The 18,053-nt window shown below is 67.1% G+C and carries 12 protein-coding genes and 1 riboswitch; of the genes, 9 read left to right on the top strand and 3 right to left on the bottom strand.

From position 1 onward, the window contains the following. Nucleotides 1–129: 129 nt before the first annotated feature. Complete coding sequence (locus CR918_RS20195; RefSeq protein WP_099786267.1) at nt 130–2,979, bottom strand: M16 family metallopeptidase; 2,850 nt, start codon at nt 2,977–2,979, stop codon at nt 130–132. A gap of 405 nt (nt 2,980–3,384) precedes the next feature. Between CR918_RS20195 and CR918_RS20190 the strand changes: the two genes are divergently transcribed. After that, nucleotides 3,385–3,861, top strand: coding sequence for an XAC0231 family protein (locus tag CR918_RS20190; RefSeq protein WP_025875859.1), 477 nt, complete (start codon nt 3,385–3,387; stop codon nt 3,859–3,861). A 70-nt stretch (nt 3,862–3,931) separates the two neighbouring features. Beyond that, nucleotides 3,932–4,411 (top strand): tRNA (cytidine(34)-2'-O)-methyltransferase, encoded by a 480-nt coding sequence (locus tag CR918_RS20185; RefSeq protein WP_032978095.1) that lies wholly within the window; start codon nt 3,932–3,934, stop codon nt 4,409–4,411. Nucleotides 4,412–4,633: 222 nt separating this feature from the next. Here CR918_RS20185 and CR918_RS20180 read toward each other — a convergent pair whose 3' ends face one another. Continuing rightward, nucleotides 4,634–5,797 carry an acyl-CoA dehydrogenase family protein gene (locus tag CR918_RS20180; RefSeq protein ID WP_099844637.1) on the bottom strand — a complete coding sequence of 388 codons (1,164 nt, stop codon included), beginning with the start codon at nt 5,795–5,797 and terminating at the stop codon, nt 4,634–4,636. Between the two features lie 307 nt (nt 5,798–6,104). Between CR918_RS20180 and CR918_RS20175 the strand changes: the two genes are divergently transcribed. Together CR918_RS20175 and CR918_RS20170 are read left to right on the top strand one after the other, a co-directional pair. Then, nucleotides 6,105–7,781 carry an electron transfer flavoprotein-ubiquinone oxidoreductase gene (locus CR918_RS20175; RefSeq protein ID WP_099844636.1) on the top strand — a complete coding sequence of 559 codons (1,677 nt, stop codon included), beginning with the start codon at nt 6,105–6,107 and terminating at the stop codon, nt 7,779–7,781. Between the two features lie 66 nt (nt 7,782–7,847). Then, the gene (locus CR918_RS20170; RefSeq protein WP_025875867.1) at nt 7,848–8,249 is read left to right on the top strand and encodes a c-type cytochrome; all 402 of its coding nucleotides are present in this window, start codon (nt 7,848–7,850) and stop codon (nt 8,247–8,249) included. Here CR918_RS20170 and CR918_RS20165 read toward each other — a convergent pair. Beyond that, nucleotides 8,243–11,851, bottom strand: coding sequence for an ATP-binding protein (locus tag CR918_RS20165; RefSeq protein ID WP_099844635.1), 3,609 nt, complete (start codon nt 11,849–11,851; stop codon nt 8,243–8,245). The genes CR918_RS20170 and CR918_RS20165 overlap by 7 nt on opposite strands. 75 nt (nt 11,852–11,926) lie before the next feature. Between CR918_RS20165 and CR918_RS20160 the strand changes: the two genes are divergently transcribed. The 5 genes from CR918_RS20160 (at nt 11,927) to CR918_RS20140 (ending at nt 17,745) form a co-directional block, all read left to right on the top strand. After that, entirely contained in the window at nt 11,927–12,565 is a 639-nt protein-coding gene (locus CR918_RS20160) for a response regulator (RefSeq protein WP_025875871.1), read from the top strand. Between the two features lie 205 nt (nt 12,566–12,770). Further along, complete coding sequence (locus CR918_RS20155; protein WP_032978087.1) at nt 12,771–13,706, top strand: hypothetical protein; 936 nt, start codon at nt 12,771–12,773, stop codon at nt 13,704–13,706. A 107-nt stretch (nt 13,707–13,813) separates the two neighbouring features. Further along, nucleotides 13,814–15,841, top strand: coding sequence for a peptidoglycan-binding protein (locus CR918_RS20150; RefSeq protein ID WP_099844634.1), 2,028 nt, complete (start codon nt 13,814–13,816; stop codon nt 15,839–15,841). Between the two features lie 248 nt (nt 15,842–16,089). After that, on the top strand, nt 16,090–16,488 hold the full coding sequence (locus tag CR918_RS20145) for a glycine zipper 2TM domain-containing protein (protein ID WP_025875877.1): 399 nt from the start codon (nt 16,090–16,092) through the stop codon (nt 16,486–16,488). A 129-nt stretch (nt 16,489–16,617) separates the two neighbouring features. Beyond that, nucleotides 16,618–17,745, top strand: coding sequence for a phosphotransferase enzyme family protein (locus CR918_RS20140; protein WP_099844633.1), 1,128 nt, complete (start codon nt 16,618–16,620; stop codon nt 17,743–17,745). A 155-nt stretch (nt 17,746–17,900) separates the two neighbouring features. After that, nucleotides 17,901–17,996: riboswitch (TPP riboswitch) on the top strand. Nucleotides 17,997–18,053 lie beyond the last annotated feature (57 nt).

The following is an 18,053-nucleotide window of genomic DNA, read 5'->3' as shown; positions in this document are numbered from 1 at the left end:
GGGCCGCGGTAGCGCCGGGGCATGCCCGGCGGTTCTTCGAAGGCGTCCAGATGCCGCGCTGCGCGCTCGCCGGGCGCGGCCCGGCACTACCACCAGAGGCCTGCCCGCCGGAGCGGGCAGGCACATCCCTTACTTCTTGACCGGGTTGCCTTCGGCATCGATCACGGTCACTTCGCCCAGGTTCAAGGCGCGCACGGCCGCTTCGGTCTGCTTGAGGTCGCCCACCACCACCCAGGTCAGCGCCTGCGGCTTGATCTCCGCTGCCGCCTGCTGCACCTGTGCCGGGGTCATCGCTTCGATCTCGGCCTTGCGGCGCAGCACGTAGTCGTCCGGACGCTTGAACTGCACGATCGTGCCGATGGTCGAGGCCACCGCGCTGGCGGTCTCGTAGGCGCCGGGCAGGCTCAGCGTCTGGATGTTGCGGATGCGCGCCACTTCCGCGTCGGTCGCCGGCTTGCTGCCGTTGGCGAACTCGGCGATCTCCTTGCGCATTTCCGCCATGGCCGGGCCGGTCTTGTCGATCTGCACCGGTGCCATCGCCATCCACGGGCGCTGGCCCACGGTGTTGCTGGCGCTGGTGCGGGCACCGTAGGACCAGTGCTTGTCCTCGCGCAGGTTCATGTTCAGGCGCGAAGTGAAGTCACCACCGATCACGCCGTTGGCGATGTCGAAACGGGTCGAGCTGGCATCGCTGGACGGCGGTACGACCTGGCCGGCGAACAGGTTGGCCTGCACCGCGCCCGGCTGGTCGATCAGGAACACGCGCGGGCTCTTCGGCAGCGCCACGGCGGTGGTGGCCTTGATCGTCGGCGCATCACCGGTGGCCTTCCAGTCGCCCAGCTGCTTGTCCAGCAGCGGCACGATCTCGGCCAGGGTGGTATCGCCAACCACGATCAGGGTGCCGTCCTGCGGACGCAGCCAGTCGCGGTGGAAGTCGACCAGATCCTCGCGGCCCAGGCTGCTGATCGCCGCTTCGTCACCGCTGCCGGTGAACGGGATCGCGTACGGGTGGCCCTTGCCGTACAGCAGCGGCGGCAGCACGCGCATCGCTACCGCACCCGGGTTGACCTTCTCCTGCTGGATGCCGGCGATCCAGGTCGCCTTGACACGGTCGATCTCGCTCTGCTCGAAGCGCGGCTCGCGCAGCAGGCTGGCATACAGCGCCAGCGACGGCACCAGGTTCTCCTTCAGCGCGGACAGTTCCACATCCACCGAATCCAGGCCTGCGGACGCATCGAGATCCGCACCCAGCGCATCGGCTGCATCGGCGAAGGCCAGCGAGCCGAGCTTGCCGGCGCCTTCGGTCATCAGGCTCATGGTGAAGTTGGCGGTGCCCGGCTTGCGGCCCTGGTCGGCGGTGAAGCCACCCGGGAACTGGTAGCTGAACTGCACCACCGGAATCTCGTGGCGCTCGGCCAGCACCACCTGGGTGCCGTTCTTCAGCGTGGCGCGCTGCAGGGCCGGGAACTTCAGCTGCGGGAACTCGCGGGTCTGCGGCACGCCGGCCTTGCGGTCCACCTGCTCGGGCAGGGTGCTGTACCTGCTGTCGACTGCCGGCACGTTGAACGGCTTCGGCGCCTGCGAGGGGTCTTCCTTCAGCGCCACGCGTTCACCCGGCTCGACCACCAGGGTGTGGCTGCCCTTGTCCAGCCACTGCGCGCCCAAGCGCTTGAGGTCGGCAGCGGTGGCCTTGTCGATGTTGGCCAGCGAGGTGCGGAAGCAGCCCGGGTCGCCGGTGTAGACCGTGCACTCGGCCAGCGCATCGGCCTTGCCACCGAAGCCGCCGATGCGCTCGATGCCACGGATGAACGCCGCGCGCGAGCCGGTCTTGGCGCGTGCCAGTTCTTCGGCGGTCGGGCCCTCCTTGAGCAGGCGCTCGATTTCCTCATCGATGATCTTTTCGACCTTGGCCGGATCCTGGCCCTGCTTCACCGTGGCCATCACCATGAAGTTGGAACCGAGCTGCGAGGCATAGGCGCCGGCGCTGATGTTGTCCACCAGCTTGTCCTGGTGCTGCAGGCGCTGGCTCAGGCGCGAAGACTTGGCGCCGCCGAGCACATAGGCCAGCAGCTGCAGCTGGTCGACGTCGGTGGTGCCGACCTGCGCCACGTTCCAGGCGCGGTAGATGCGCGCCTGCGGCACCTTGTCGGTCATCACCTCGCGGGTGTCGGCCGGCCGCTTGGCCACGTCCACCTTCGGCTGCGCCATGGTCGGGCCGGCCGGGATGCTGCCGAAGTACTTGGCGGCCTTTTCCTTGGCGGTGGCCAGGTCGATGTCACCGGCCAGCACCAGTACCGCGTTGTTCGGGCCGTACCAGGTGCGGAACCAGGTCTTGACGTCGTCCAGCGAGGCGGCGTTGAGATCGTTCATCGAGCCGATCACGCTGTGGTGGTACGGGTGGCCCACCGGATACAGCGCGCGGTTGAGCTGTTCCCACACCTGGCCATAGGGCTGGTTCTCGCCCTGGCGCTTCTCGTTCTGCACCACGCCACGCTGTTCGTCGAGCGCAGCCTGGTCGATCGCGCCAACCAGATGGCCCATGCGGTCCGATTCCATCCACAGCGCCATGTCCAGCGCGGTGGTCGGCACGTTCTCGAAATAGTTGGTGCGGTCGGTATTGGTGGTGCCGTTCTGGCCGGTCGCACCCACCTGCTTGAAGGGTTCGAAGTACTCGCCGTCGTGGTTCTCGCTGCTCTGGAACATCAGGTGTTCAAACAGATGCGCGAAGCCGGTGCGACCGGCGGGCTCGTCCTTGCTGCCGACGTGGTACCAGATGTTGACCGCAACGATCGGTGCCTTGCGATCGGTATGCACCACCACGCGCAGGCCGTTGGGCAGTGTGAACTGCTCGAACGGGATATCGACCTTGCTGGTCGCGGCCGGCTTGGCCGCCAGCGCGTAGGTCGGCGCGAGCGTGCCGAGAGCAGTACTGAGGGCAACAGCGAGCAGCGCGGCGCGCGGGCGCAGGGTGAGCGACATATCCGGGTCCTTGGTCACGAAGGTGAATCCCGATCCTAGCGCGGGCGTGCGGCCACCGGTATCGGCCACCAGTCACTGGGGGTGATCGGCCCCCTCGGCCTTCGTGATTGGCCGTTCGCGGGTCACGAACGGCGGTGATTCACGTCCGGACAGTGTCCGCAGCCCCCCGAATGGACAGGTGTCCGCCCTGCGGACACTTTCGGCGAGCCATAAAACCCTTATGAATCAACGACTAAAAGTTGGCACGGGGATTGCTTTGTACTTCCTGCGCCAGGAAGGGCTTCAGACGAAAGCTGACTGACGACTGAACAAAAGCAGGAAATCGAAAATTCCGCTTGCATCCCCAGAACTGGTGTTCTACCTTACTACCACACCACTGCTCACCAACACTAAACAGGCCCCGTCATGAACGCCAAGACCATTGCCATCGCCATCGCCCTGATCGCCGGCACCGCGGTTGTTTCGTCGGTGCAGGCCTCCGAATCCATCAAGACCCTGTCCACCGTGCAGGTCCGCCCGGCCGCCGACCAGCTGGTCCAGCAGGCCTGGGAACAGGCCAGCGGCATCCCGACCCTGGCCACTGTCGAAGTGCGCCCCAGCGTCGACCAGCTGGCCGAGCGCGACGGCTTCATCGCCAGCCCGGTCGCCGCCGCGCTGCCGATCACCACCCTGGCCTCGGTTGAAGTGCGCCCGAGCTTGGAGCAGCGTGTCGCCCTGGCTGCCGAGCAGGAAGCCCAGCGCTACGCCGCCACCCTGGCAGCGGCCGCCACCAGCGTCGCCAACCAGGTGATCGTCAACCTGCCGGCCCTGCAGGTGCGTCCGAGCGCCGCCCAGCTGCAGGCCTTCGCTGCCGAAACCGCCCAGGTCCTGCTGCGCCCGTAAGCGACGTCCGCCCTGCCCCGCGCGGGGCGTGCGTCGTAAAGGCGGCCGCCGTCGCAGGTACACTGCGCCGATGAATGCCGCGCCCCAGTTCCACGTGATCCTGTTCCAACCGGAAATCCCGCCCAACACGGGCAATGTGATCCGGCTCTGCGCCAACACCGGCGCGCAGCTGCACTTGGTCGAGCCGCTCGGCTTCGCACTGGAAGACAAGCAGCTCAAGCGCGCCGGCCTGGACTACCACGAGTACTCGCGCCTGCAGGTGCATCCGGACCTGGACACTGCGCTGGCGCGGATCGCACCGAAGCGGTTGTTCGCCCTGAGTACGCGTGCCAGCGTCCGCTATGACAGCGTGGCGTTCGACGACGGTGATGCCTTCCTGTTCGGCCCGGAAAGTCGTGGCCTGCCGCAGGACGTGCTTGATGCCCTGCCCGATGGTCGCCGGCTGCGCCTGCCGATGCGGCCGGACAATCGCAGCCTCAACCTGTCCAACACCGTTGCGGTGGTGATGTACGAGGCGTGGCGCCAGCATGGGTTTGCCGGCGGGGCGTAACGCCACGCCTCTCTCTTCTGCCTAATTGCTGTGGCGGGCGCATGCGTTCATGGGCGTTACTTTTCTTTCCGCGCGGAAAGAAAAGTAACCAAAAGAAACGCGCCGCCATCCGCGAGCCGGTGCTACGCACCGGTACCCTGCGCTCCTCGGCTCGCTTCAAGGCGGACCCAACAGCCGCTCAGTAGATCCACGCCATGCGTGGATGGCTGTTCCCCACCCCGCTCAGAACGCGTTGATGCCGGTCAGCTCGCGGCCGATCACCAGCTGGTGCACGGTCTCGGTGCCTTCATAGGTGATCACCGATTCCAGGTTCAGCGCATGGCGGATCGCCACGTGCTCGGTGGTGATGCCGGCGCCGCCCAGCAGGTCGCGGCATTCGCGGGCGATGTCGATCGCCATGCGGCAGTTGTTCCACTTGGCCAGGCTGACCTGCTGCGGTTGCACCTGCCCGGCTTCCTTCAGTCGGCCGAGCTGCAACGCCAGCAGCTGCGCCATGGTGATGCGTCGGGCCATGTCGGCCAGCTTGATCTGCGCGCTCTGCGTGGCCGCCAGCGGACGGCCGAACAGGACGCGCTCCTTGGCATAGCCCAGCGCTTCGTCCAGGCAGGCGATGGCCGAGCCGATCGGACCCCAGCTGATGCCGAATCGTGCCTGGGTCAGGCAGCCCAGCGGACCCTTCAACCCCTTCACGTTCGGCAGGCGGTGGCTGTCGGGCACGCGCACGTCGTCGAAGAACAGCGCGCCGGTCAGCGACGCGCGCAGGCTCATCTTGTGCTTGATTTCCTGGGTGGTGAAGCCGGGCATGCCCTTCTCCAGCACGAAGCCCTGGATGCCGTCTTCGGTCTGTGCCCAGACGATGGCCAGGTCGGCCACCGGTCCGCTGGTGATCCACATCTTGCTGCCGTTGATGCGCCAGTCGCTGCCATCGCGCACCGCGCGGGTCTTCATGCTGGCCGGGTCGGAACCGCCATGTGCCTCGGTCAGGCCGAAACAGCCGATCAATTCGCCGCGCGCCATCGCCGGCAGCCATTGCCGGCGCTGTTCTTCGCTGCCGTAAGCAAAGATCGGGTACATGCACAGCGAGCTCTGCACCGACACGAAGCTGCGCAGGCCCGAATCGCCGCGCTCCAGCTCCTGGCAGATCAGCCCGTAACTGACCGCGCCAAGGTCGCCGCCGCCGTACTCGGCCGGCAGCGTGGCGCCGAGCAGCCCAAGCGAGGCGATCTCCGGCACCAGCTCCGACGGGAACCGTGCTTGGTCGAAGGCATCGCCGATGATCGGCAGCACGCGCTCGTTGGTGAAGCGGGCCACGCTCTCCTGTACCGCGCGCTCCTCCTCGCTGAGCAGGGAACGGACATCGAACAGGTCGTACGGATCCAAAGCCATGGCACTCACACGCAGTCGGGACTGCCGCCATTGTCGGCCATCCGGGCGCAGTTGGTGTGCGGGTAGAGGCTGACCTTGGTCGGCGCTGGTGTTTCCGCTCGCGCCCACCAAGGTCGGCACGTTCCAGACCCCGCGCATTACGCTGCATTGCAGCAATCATCGCGTGAACATCGTCGATCTAGCTCGATCACGCGCGGCCCGGTACCCTGACAACATTCAAACAACCGTTTCGCCGTGGTCGCACGCGCGATTCCCAGGCAACCGCCGGTGGCCCCGATGCCGGCACTACCCACGAGTCATGCAATCGATGAGTGCTGAAGCCAACGCCCTGCCCCCGCGTGAAGTAATGGAATTCGATGTGGTGATCGTCGGTGCCGGTCCGGCCGGCCTGGCCACCGCGATCCGCCTGCGCCAGCGCGCGATCGAAGCGGGCCGTGAACTGTCGGTCTGCGTGCTGGAAAAGGGCTCCGAACCGGGCGCGCACGTGCTGTCCGGCGCGGTGATGGACCCGCGCGCGCTGACCGAACTGTTCCCGGACTGGGCCGAGCGCGGCGCACCGCTGAAGCAGAAGGTCACCCGCGACGAGTTCCTGTTCCTCAGCGAAACCGGCGCGCGCACCACCCCGCACGCGCTGTTGCCCGAGTGCTTCCACAACGAAGGCAACTACATCATCAGCCTGGGCGAGGTCACCCGCTGGCTGGCGCAGCAGGCCGAGGCGCTGGAAGTGGCGATCTTCCCCGGCTTCGCCGCCGCCGAAGTGCTGTACGGCGATGACGGCGCGGTGATCGGCGTGGCCACCGGCGATATGGGCATCGAAAAGGACGGCACGATCGGTCCGGCCTTCGAGCGCGGCATGGCCCTGCATGCGAAGTACACGGTGTTCGCCGAAGGCGCGCGCGGCCACCTCGGCCGCCAGCTGATCAGCCGTTTCAAGCTGGACGAAGGCAAGGATCCGCAGGCCTACGGCATCGGCATCAAGGAACTGTGGCAGATCGACCCGGCCAAGCATGAGCCGGGCCTGGTGGTGCACGCCGCCGGCTGGCCGCTGGATACCGACACCTACGGTGGTGCCTTCCTGTACCACGCCGACGGCGGCAAGGTCGCCATCGGCTACGTGGTCGGCCTGGACTACAAGAACCCCTGGCTGAGCCCGTTCGAGGAATTCCAGCGCTTCAAGACCCATCCGTCGATCCGCAGGCATCTGGAAGGCGGCACCCGCATCGGCTACGGCGCGCGTGCGATCACTGCGGGCGGCCTGATGTCGCTGCCCAAGACCGTGTTCCCGGGCGGCGCGCTGGTTGGCTGCGAAGCCGGCTACCTCAACGTCAGCCGCATCAAGGGCAGCCACGCTGCGATCAAGACCGGCATGCTGTGCGCCGATGCCGCCTTCGATGCGCTGGTGGCCGATCGCCAGCACGATGAGCTCAGCGCCTACCCGGCCGCCTTTGAAACCAGCTGGCTGCACGACGAACTGAAGCTGTCCAAGAACTTCAAGCAGTGGTTCAAGAAGGGCCAGACCGTGGCCACGCTGATGACCGGCATCGAGCAGTGGCTGCTGCCGAAGCTGGGCGTGCGCAACCCGCCGTGGACCCTGCGCCACAGCATCCCGGACCACGCCTGCCTGGAGCCGGCATCCAAGCACACGCGCATTGCCTATCCCAAGCCCGATGGCGTGCTGACCTTCGACCGCCTCAGCTCGGTGTTCCTCAGCAGCACCAACCACGACGAGAACCAGCCCAGCCACCTGACGCTGAAGGATGCGAGCATCCCGGTGAAGGTGAACCTGGCCGAGTACGCCGGTCCGGAAGCGCGCTACTGCCCGGCGGGCGTGTACGAATTCGTCGGCGACGGCAACGATGCGCGGCTGCAGATCAACGCGCAGAACTGCGTGCACTGCAAGACCTGCGACATCAAGGATCCGACCCAGAACATCGTCTGGGTGACCCCGCAGGGCGGCGGCGGCCCGAACTACTCCGGCATGTGACCGGCGATGGGGCTGCGACGGCCGGTCGCAGCCCCACGGCGCGTGCGCCCGTTATCCTGCTCGCCCATGCGTGCCCTTCGCCTGCTTCCCGCTGTTGCCACGATCCTGGTCGCCAGTGCGTGCCAGCGCCCGCCTGCTGCGCCCAGCACGCCCGAACAGGCGCGCCAGCAGGCGATGCAGCGCGCGTTCGAACTGTGCGCGGGCTGCCATACCGTCAATGCCGGCGGCATCCACCGCTTCGGTCCCAACCTGCATGGGGTGATCGGCCGCCGTGCGGGCAGCCTGCCCGACTACGGATACTCGCAGGGCATGCGCCATGCCGACTTCGTGTGGAGTGCGCAGACCCTGGACACCTTCCTGCAGTCGCCCACCCATCTGGTACCCGGCACGCGCATGTACAACGCCTTCCCGAGCGCCGAGCGTCGCGCGCTGGTGATCGCTTACCTGCAGGAGCACGCGGCTCAGTGAGCCAGGCGCTGCAGCTGGTGCTGCAGATGCGCCACGAACTGCCCGGCGTCGGCAACCGCCGATGCGACCTCTGCATCGCCCGCGGCCTGCAACCGTTCCACCAGCGCGTTGGCGCGATCGGCCAGGCCGCGTGCACCCACCGCCCCCAGCGCACCGGCCTGCCGATGCAGGTGCAGCGCGGCCGTCACCCGGTCGCCTTCGTGCAGCGCGCGCTGCAGGGCCGCGATGTCCTCGTTGCTGGCCTTGACCAGGCTGTCGTGCAGCTGCCGGGCGATCTCGCGCGAACCGAAGCGCCGTTGCAGGGTCGCCAGGTCGGGTAGCCCCTCTTCGCCCTCGGGCTCATCGTCGCTGTCCACCGCGGCCTGGTCATCTTCAGCACCCTCGGCGCGCGGCAACCAGCGCAGCAGTGCCTGCCGCAGCGTCGCCAGCGACAACGGCTTGGCCAGCACGTCGTCCATGCCGGCTTCGCGGCAGCGGCGTGCGTCATCGTCAAGCACGCTGGCGGTCAGCGCCAGCACCGGCATCCGTGGCTGGCCGTTGCGCCCCTCGCGCTCGCGCAGCAGGCGGGTGAAACCAAATCCATCCAGCACCGGCATGCGGCAGTCGGTGATGACCAGATCGAAGGATTCCTCCGCCAGCCGGTCCAGTGCCTGCTGCCCGTCATCGACCAGCACATGCGGCACGCCCAGCTGCTGCAGGCGCCAGGCCATCATCGCCTGGTTGGTGGGATGGTCTTCAATGATCATCACCCGTGCCTGGCGCAGATCAGGGGGCAGCAGCGCGATCTGCTGGTGCTCGGCCTGCAGCGCGATCACATCCTCGCTGCGCGCCTCCACCAGCGACAGCAGCACGTCAACCCGCGTTCCTTCGCCCAGCGTGCTTTCCAGCTTCAGTTCGCCGTCCATCTTCTGCACCAGGCGCCGGCAGATGCTCAGGCCCAGCCCGGTGCCCCCATGGTCGCGCTGGATGTACGCGCCGGCCTGGGTGAAGGGTTCGAACAGGGTCGGCAGCTGCTCCGGCGCGATGCCGATGCCGGTGTCGGTGACGCTCAGGCGCAGCGGCTGGCTGCCATCCTCGGCAGTAGGCCCCAACACTTCCAGCTGCAGCCGCACCGAGCCCTTCACGGTGAACTTGATGGCATTGCTGAGCAGGTTGAACACGATCTGGCGAAGGCGCACGCCGTCCACCTCATGGGCCTGTGCCAGCTGTTCGTCGATGTCCAGCTGCAGGTCCAGGCCACGCGCCGTGGCCTGCGGCAACAACAGTCGATGCACCCCCTCCAGCAGTGGCCGCACCGGCAGCGGCACCGGCTCCAGGCGCAGCGCGCCCGCTTCCATCCGCGAATAGTCGAGGATGTCGTCCAGGATCTGCCGCAGCATCTGCGCCGAGTCTTCGATCACGCCGAGGATGCGTTGCTGTTCGGCGTCCAGCGGCGAATGCGCCAGCACTTCCAGCATGCCCAGCACACCGCTCATCGGTGTGCGGATTTCATGGCTCATGGTGGCCAGGAAGCGCGATTTGGCTGCCGCAGCCTGCTCGGCTTCGACCTTCGCCGCGGCCAGCGCGTCGGCCTGCGCGCGCGCCTGGCTCACGTCCACCCAGTAACCACTCCAGGTCACCGCACCCGCTTCGGTTGAATACGGGTGCGCCTGGCTGCGCACCCAGCAGGGCGCGCTTCCGTCGCGGTGGATACGGAACTCGAAGGACAGCGGGGCGAAATTGCGCGCCGCCAGCTCCATCGCACGCAGCACCTTTTCGCGGTCGTCGGCATCGATGCATGCCAGCAGCGCCTGCCCGTCCGACTCCGCCTGCTGCCGGCTGATGCCGAACATCGACTGCACATCGCCGGCAATGAAGGGGAAGCTCAGGGTGCCGTCCGCTTCGCGGCGGGCCTGGTAGACGATGGCAGGCAGGTTGTCGGTCACCTCGGCCAGGCGCTGCTCCAGCTCGCGACGGCCAGCCACTTCGCGGCGCAACCGCCAGTGCCCCAGCCCATGCATTGCCACAGCAGTGGTCAGCACCAGCAGCAGGGGAAGGCCCCAGCGCAGCAGGGTGCGCCAGTCCACTCCATCGCGGTATTCCACCGACAACCAATCGCCGCGCAGGGCCTCGCGCCGGCGCGGCCCCATCTGCAGAAGCAGGCGGTCGAAGGTGGTGGCCAATGCCGCATGGCGGCGCTCCACCGCCAGCGCCAGCTGGTCGTTGAACCCGGCTGGCGCGGCCAGTTGCAGGCGCCCCGGGAAGCGGTTGCGCAGCAGCTGGTCGACCAGCGCCAGGTTGCCCACGTAGGCATCGGCCTCGCCATCTGCCAGGCGTTGCAGGGCCTGCTCGGCGCTGCGCGCGGCGACGATCCTCACCGACGGTGCCTGATGCTGCACGTAGCCACGGATGCGCTCGGGATCGGACAACAGCACGCGCTTGCCGTCCAGGTCCGACAGACCCAGCATCGACGGACTGTCAGTGCGGGTGACGATCACATTGGGTACGGTGATGAAGGGCTGGCTGAACACCCATTCCGGCCCGAGATAGTTCGAATCGGCAGGAATGCCGATCACCGCCTGCAGTTCCCCGCGGCGCGCCTTCTCGCGCACCTCGTACCAGTCATGGCTGTTTTCGACCTGTAGATTGGCGCCGGCCTGCAGCAGGCGCTGCAGGTATTCGTTGGTCAGGCCACTGGGCTTGCCATTCCTGTCGGCAAACGACAGCGGCGCGGCGTTGGGCGCAAAGCCGATCTTCAAGGGTTGCTGCAGCACGCGTTTCTCGGCCTGGCTCAATGCCAGCTGCGCCGACGCCGACCACTGCGGCGGTGGCAGCCAGCGCTGCGCGAGGGCGTCACGCTGCGCTTCGCTGACGGCGGCAAGCGCCAGGTCCAGTGCTTCGGACAACGGCTGTTTGCTGTTGGGCACACCGAAATGCAACTGCTCCGGGGGCAGATCGCTGGGCCGCAGCAACGCCACACCCTTCAACCCGTTGGCGGCGATCAGTTCCGTCGCCACGTAGGCATTGCCGATGAAAATGTCGGCTTTGTCGTCTCTGACCATACGCAAGGCCGTCAGCGTGTCGTCTGCGACAAGTTGTCGTGCCCTTGGGAACCGCGCACGCACCTGCGGTCCGGTCATGAAGTCCTGCTCGACCACAACGCGCAGGCCATCCAGATCAGGTGCCTCCGAAGCACGCAGGTCCTGAGGACGTCCGACCATGGCCAGCGGTGCTTCGGCATAGGCGGCGGTATAGACCATGCAACGGGTACGCTCGGCGCTGAGCGCGATGTTCATCACCACGTCGATTTCGCCGCGACATGCCGCATCCAGCACGGAGGGCCAGTCCGCAAAACGGCGCGTCTCCACCTTCAGGCCAAGCTGCCGGGCCGAAAGCGTCAGGTAGTCCGGGCCGAGGCCCACCTGCTTCCCGTCCTGGATCGACTCAAAAGGAGGCCAGCCACTGTCATACTGTCCAACAACGACAACAGGATGTGCGGCCAGGTACTCGCGCTGCAGGGGGCTGAGCGGCAACGGCCCCGGCGTGGACGCAGGCTGGGCCAGCGCCGGCAGCGCCAGCAGGGTCGTCAACAGGATCAGTCCACGAGCCGCCCAGCTGCGCATCTGCAACGATCTCCTGGAAGTCCTGCCAGGGACCGCGACGGTCGCGGTCCGGCGTGCCGGTGGCCATACTAGAGCATGACCTTGCGCATCATCATCGCAGACGATCACCCCGTGGTCCGCATCGGTACCCGCGCCGTCATCGAATCCAGCGGCGTTGGCCGCGTCGTTGGCGAGGCCGACAACGCCCAGGCGCTGATGACCCTGCTGACGACCCAGCCCTGCGACCTGCTGGTCACCGACTACTCGATGCCTGGCAGCCCGCAGGCCGACGGCTTCGCCATGATCGGCATGATCCGCCGCCGCCATCCCGACCTGCCGGTGCTCATGCTCAGCGTCTCCAACAACCTGGCGATCCTGCGCATGGTGCTCGACAGCGGCGTGCTCGGCCTGGTCGACAAGAGTTCGTCGATGGATGAACTGCCGCAGGCGATCCAGGCGGTCTATCGCGGCCAGTCCTACATCAGCCGCAGCCTGCGCGAGCGGGTGGAGGAAGCCGGCAGCTGGCGCATGCGCGAGGGTGACGGCAAGCCGTTGTCGCCGCGCGAAGTGGAGGTGCTGCGGCTGCTCGGCACCGGCATGACGGTCAAGGAAATCTCGCTGCAGCTGCACAAGAGCGTCAGCACCATCAGCCGCCAGAAGGGTGACGCCATGCTCAAGCTCGGGCTGAAGGGCGACGCGGAGCTGTTCGACTACCTGCGCGACGGCAGGATCTGAGACACCGTTCGCAGTTCTCTGGCGGGGGGGGCTCCTCCTGCCCCCTGTGATAGCCGTCGCATCTGTGCCATCATCCGCGCCGATGGGTTTTCCTATGCGAGGTCGAAGGAATCGACCGGCTCATCACGACGTTCCCCCTCATCGAGGGCGGGGCGTGTTCTGCGTTGGCCTTCCTGCCCGACGCCCGCAAACCATGGAGAGGTGCATGAAGATCCTTCCGGAATCCCGCTTGGCCCGTGTCCGCCCACGCCTGTGTGCGACGTTCGCCGGCCTGCTCGTTGCGCTGCTTGCCAGCGCCTGCACCCCCTCGCCTTCGACCGCGTCACCACAGGGCGCCACCGCGCCACGACAGGATGTTGCCCCGATGCAGAGCTCCGCCACACCCGCCACCACGGCCACCGCAACGCCCCCCGACGCCGGCAGCGTGCTGTATTTCATCTACGACGTCGACGGCGATGGCGCCGTTTCGTATGAAGTAGCCAATGGCAGTGTCGCCACCTTCTGGTTCGGCCATGCCTTCGAACTGGCCGGCACCCGCTATTACACCGGCTTTGCCTGGAACACACCGCAGAAGTACGGCAAGCCCGGCGAAGACGAAGCCGGTCCGGACAGCCAGGTCACCCTGACCGAGGCCACCTTCACCCTGACCGGCGACAAGCCGGATCGTCCCTGGGTGTTCAAGGGCGCCGAACCGTGGATCGGTACCGTCGGCGCCTATGGCACCGCGCCGGACATCGACAGCAAGCGCAAGCCGCTGGAATACCGCACTCCGGCCGGCAAGCTGGTGCTGGCGGTGCCGACCAGCACCTTCGCTACCGGTACCAGCATCGAAAGCTACACCGTGCTGGTATTCAACCCGGACTACGAGAAGTCCGAAGACGGCCAGGTCTGGGCCAGCGCGGGCACGGTGATCACCGGCGAAGACAATTCAGCCGCCTGCGACGAGGGCCAGGTGATGCCGTGCGTCAGCAACCGGGGCGCACTGGCCTTCAGCGCCGTCGCCGGCAGCGACCTGCCCACCATCACCGTCACCGCCACCGGCACCACCATTTCCGGCCCGGGACAGACCCGTGCGCTGGGTGCGGCCGACGCGCGCCAGTACCACTACGACGCCGCCCGCAAGGCCTACGTCGAAAAGTAAGACGCACCACCCCGCAGCACCTGTTGACCGACATGTTGAAGACTCACGGATGAGTCCGGTTGGCGTATCGCGGCAAAGGCCGCTCCATCAACCCCAGAGGAAGTGTCATGGCACAACGTGACTACAGCAAAAAGGAAGTTCTCGACATCATCGAGCAGGTTGCACAGCGCAAGGGCATCGCCAGCGAGGACTTCCTGCGCTTTGCCCACATCGAGACCGGTGGCCGCTTCAACGAGCGCGCGCACAACGACAAGACCGATGCCAAGGGCCTGTTCCAGTTCCTGCCGTCGTCGGCCAGGCAGTACGGCCTGACCGGCCACGAGTACGACCCGACCCGCAACACCGAAGCGGCAGCGGAGATGTTCAAGCGCAACCTGGCGGACATGGAAAAGCGCCATGACCGCACCGGCCATCCCTACCTGTCCGGTGATGACAAGCCGAGCGGCCTTGACCTGTATCTGGCACACCAGCAGGGTGCGGCCGGCTACGGTTCGATCCAGACCGCGATCGCCACCGGTACGTTCGGCGTGGTGCGCGACGGCCACGGCGATCCGATCAACATGCGCCCGCGCATCATGGGCCAGATCGGCAGTGACGTCGAAGCGCTGACCGGGCATACGCGCGCGGAGATGCGCACGATGAATGATCGTGACCTGGCCAGCACCTTCGCCCAGTACTACGACCGCAAGTACGACGCGATCAGCATCCCGGAAAAGAACATCGCGCCGATCACCGAGGCCCAGGCGCGTCCGGCGCCGGTGCAGGCCGCACCGACGCAGACCGTGACCCCCGCCGCGCAGGCCGCCGTCGCCGCCGGTGCCGCAGCCATCGCCGCTACCGCCACGGCTGCTGCCGCCAAGCCCGATGCACCCGGCATTTCGCTGGATGCGGCCTACAACGCCGGCGTGAAGTACGACAACGTCAAGTACGCGATCAACATCGAATCCAGCCAGTACTACCGTGGCAAGGGTGTCACCGGCAAGAACGTCGACCAGGGCTACATCGACTGCTCCGGCTGGGTCGGCACGATGCTCAACAAGACCCAGGATGAGATCAACCAGAAGGCCGGCCATGCGGTGTTCGCCGACGCCGACAAGATCAAGCTGGGCTTCGCCGGCTCCGGCGGTATCGTGCATGACGCCTACAAGGACTCCGGCGTGCTGCTCAAGCGCGACGACATCCTCAAGCCGGGTGCGCTGAAGGAAGGCATGGTGATCGGCCTGGATACGGCCAAGACCAAGCACGAGCACTGGAACGGCATCGACCACATCGTGATGGTGGTGCGAGACCCGAACACCGACAAGCTGCTGATCAGCCAGTCCACCGGCAAGCTGGGCGTGCATACCATGCCGGTGGAGGATTACCTCAAGCAGGTAAAGGACCACCCCAACTGGAAGCTGTTCGCCTCCGATCCGCTGCACCAGGCACGCGATCTGCTGGAAAACCGCAGCCAGGCGCATGAGCAGGCGCAGGCCAAGGGCGCCGCCGAGCCGAAGCCGTCCCCGCAGGAAAAGCCGCAGGCCAGCAACGAAGTACATAAGCAGGGTGCGCACGGCGAGGATGTGCGCAGGGCGCAGGAACAGCTGGGCCACCTGGGGTATGTGGGTGCCGACGGCAAGCCGCTGGTCGAGGATGGGAAGTTCGGTCGCAACACCGAGGCTGCCGTGCGCCAGCTGCAGAAGGACAACGGTCTGGCAGTGGACGGCATCATCGGCCCGAAGACGCTGGATGCGATCAAGGACGCGCGCGAGCGCCCGCTGCTCAATGACGAGCGCCATCCGCAGAACCCGATGTACAACCAGGCCGTGAAGGGCATGGAAGGCCTGCCGGCAGGCACCTTCAAGGACCGCCATGCACTGGAGGCCGCCGCCGCTGCACTGACCAAGGAAGCGCAGGCCAGCGGCATGCAGCGCATTGATTCGGTGGTGCCCAGCACCAACGGCGAGCGCATGTTTGCCGTGCAGGGCACCGCCGGTGACCCGGCTGCCTGCCGCGCGGCGGTGGACACCCGTGCGGCCAGCGAGCAGAGCATGGCACTCAGCAGTGGTGCGGTGCACGGTGCACCGAATGTGCTGCAGCAGCAGGACGCCCAGCAGGAGCAGGTGAAGCAGGCCCAGCGCGCCATGGGCCACTGAGCCCGGCCAGGCAGGGGAAGCCAGGGGAAGGGCCGCGTACTGCGGCCCTTTTCCTTTCTGGCAGCTGAGCGGCCGCCGCGCTTTCAGCCTCGCTTCATGCCGCCTGACGCTAGATGAATGCGCAAGCCGCACGGGGATCGCGCGCAATGTTCCGGCAATGTCCGGGCACCAGCGTGGTCCCTACGGCAGCCGGGGCGCCCAGCGCCCTCCCTGCCCACCGTGGCATGCACCTCACAGGAGAACCCAACATGCTCAGCACTTCCGCACTCAGCTTCCGTGGTCTGGCGATGGCCCTGGCACTTCTTGCCGGCGTGGCCGTGGTCAGTGATGCCAGCGCGATGTCGAGGAAGGACAAGCGCACCGTGGTCGGTGCCGTCGTCGGCGGCGTGGCGGGTCACCTGATCTCCAACGGCGACCCGGCTGCCACCGTCGGCGGCGCGGTTGCCGGCGGCGCCATCGGCAACCTGACCACCTCCGACCGCCATGATCGACGCTACGACGGGCGCTATGACCGTCGCTACGATCGCCGTTATGACCGTGGCTACAACCGCGGCTATGGCTACGACCGCCGCGATGACCGTCGCTGGCAGCGCGAGCGCCATGACAACCGCTACTACCACGACCGCGGCCGCCATCGCGGCTGGTAAGCGCGCCGGCCACAGGCCGCACGTGGCGTCCCTGACGGGCGGGTCGATGACCCGCCCGTTTGCGTCTGTGGCGTCCATGGCGTTGAATGCGCAGCCTTGGATGTTCCATTACTCACCAGCGGCCGTGGCATGACTTCTTCCCCCCATCGCGTGCAGGGCCTCAACAACGACGAGGTCGTCGCCGACTGGCCGGCGATCGACGCGCAGGAGATCACCTGGCTGCGTGGCCACTTTCCGCAGCTGGGCGCGGACAGCACGCTGCGCTGGCACAGCCCGCGTCCGTTGTCGGCCGCGGCCATCGTCGACGGCACCGGCGGTCCGGTCTTCATCAAGCGCCACCACCACAGTGTGCGCAGCGCTGGAAGCCTGGAAGAAGAACACCGTTTCATCGCGCATCTGGCAACTGCCGGCATGCCGGTGGTGCAGGTGCTGGCCAGCAACGACGGCCGCACCGCACTCGAACACGGCCAGTGGACCTACGAACTGCATGCGGTGGGCGCCGGCAAGGACCTGTATCGCGAACTGCCGTCATGGTCACCACTGACCGACATTGCCCAGGCCCACGAGGCAGGGCGCGTGCTGGCCACGCTGCACCGCGCGGCCGCCAGCTACCACGCCCCGCAGCGCAGTACCCATCTGCTGGTGGCACGCGACGACCTGATCCGCGCCGATGACCCGATCGCCGCGCTGAAGGCCGACCTCGGCAACCGCCCCGGGTTGGCCCGCTACCTGGCGCGCATTCCCTGGGAAGAACAGCTGCGCCGCGATGTGCTGCCGTGGCACCACGGCCTGGCCGCGCGCCTGCAGGACGAACCGCGGCTGTGGGCGCACAACGACTGGCACGTCTCCAACCTGCTGTGGAACGACGACGGCACGATTGCCACGGTGCTCGATTTCGGCCTGGCCTCGCCCACCAGCGCGCTGTTCGACCTGGCCACCGCGATCGAACGCAACGCGGTGGCCTGGCTGCAGCTGGAGCGCGGCACCGATGCTGTTCGCATCGACATCGCCCTGGCCCTGCTGGACGGCTATCGGCAGGAACTGCCGCTGCCGCCCACGCGCGTGCACCTGCTGGCCGACCTGCTGCCGATGGTGCATTTCGACTTCGCTCTGTCCGAAGTGGAGTATTTCGAGGGCGTCACCGGATCGACCGCGAACGCCGATGTGGCCTGGCAGCCGTTCATGCTCGGGCATCCGGCGTGGTTCGCCACGGCCCCCGGCCAGGCCCTGCTGGCGGCCCTGCACGCCGCCGCGTGAGCCGCGAGCCACCAAACACGCGGGGTACTCAGTAGATCGACGCCATGCGTCGATGATGCGCTCGGCCGGGGTCAGATCCCTTTCCGCTGGAAAGGGATCTGACCCCGGCTGAAGGGCGGTAGCTCGCAAATCCGTACCATTTGTAGTGAAATGGTCACCTGAAGCGGGGGTGCCTGGATCTGCCAGGCTGAGAGAGTCCCTTGGAACCTGATCCGGTTTGCACCGGCGTAGGGAGCTTTGAGCCGCAGCCACACCCCCGTCATGGGCCGGTGCACCTGCGCGCCGTCGCTTCGTCTCCCTTGTTGTCT

The organism is Stenotrophomonas indicatrix, assembly GCF_002750975.1.
GTDB lineage: Bacteria > Pseudomonadota > Gammaproteobacteria > Xanthomonadales > Xanthomonadaceae > Stenotrophomonas > Stenotrophomonas indicatrix.
Note: the sequence above shows the minus strand (reverse complement) of the source record. Positions and strands in the feature narration are given on the sequence as shown.

Excerpts from the sequence above, each read along its gene's own strand:
- CR918_RS20195 (WP_099786267.1), bottom strand. The coding sequence starts at position 2,979 with ATGTCGCTCACCCTGCGCCCGCGCGCCGCGCTGCTCGCTGTTGCCCTC.
- CR918_RS20190 (WP_025875859.1), top strand. The coding sequence starts at position 3,385 with ATGAACGCCAAGACCATTGCCATCGCCATCGCCCTGATCGCCGGCACC.
- CR918_RS20185 (WP_032978095.1), top strand. The coding sequence starts at position 3,932 with ATGAATGCCGCGCCCCAGTTCCACGTGATCCTGTTCCAACCGGAAATC.
- CR918_RS20180 (WP_099844637.1), bottom strand. The coding sequence starts at position 5,797 with ATGGCTTTGGATCCGTACGACCTGTTCGATGTCCGTTCCCTGCTCAGC.
- CR918_RS20175 (WP_099844636.1), top strand. The coding sequence starts at position 6,105 with ATGAGTGCTGAAGCCAACGCCCTGCCCCCGCGTGAAGTAATGGAATTC.
- CR918_RS20170 (WP_025875867.1), top strand. The coding sequence starts at position 7,848 with ATGCGTGCCCTTCGCCTGCTTCCCGCTGTTGCCACGATCCTGGTCGCC.
- CR918_RS20165 (WP_099844635.1), bottom strand. The coding sequence starts at position 11,851 with ATGCGCAGCTGGGCGGCTCGTGGACTGATCCTGTTGACGACCCTGCTG.
- CR918_RS20160 (WP_025875871.1), top strand. The coding sequence starts at position 11,927 with ATGACCTTGCGCATCATCATCGCAGACGATCACCCCGTGGTCCGCATC.
- CR918_RS20155 (WP_032978087.1), top strand. The coding sequence starts at position 12,771 with ATGAAGATCCTTCCGGAATCCCGCTTGGCCCGTGTCCGCCCACGCCTG.
- CR918_RS20150 (WP_099844634.1), top strand. The coding sequence starts at position 13,814 with ATGGCACAACGTGACTACAGCAAAAAGGAAGTTCTCGACATCATCGAG.
- CR918_RS20145 (WP_025875877.1), top strand. The coding sequence starts at position 16,090 with ATGCTCAGCACTTCCGCACTCAGCTTCCGTGGTCTGGCGATGGCCCTG.
- CR918_RS20140 (WP_099844633.1), top strand. The coding sequence starts at position 16,618 with ATGACTTCTTCCCCCCATCGCGTGCAGGGCCTCAACAACGACGAGGTC.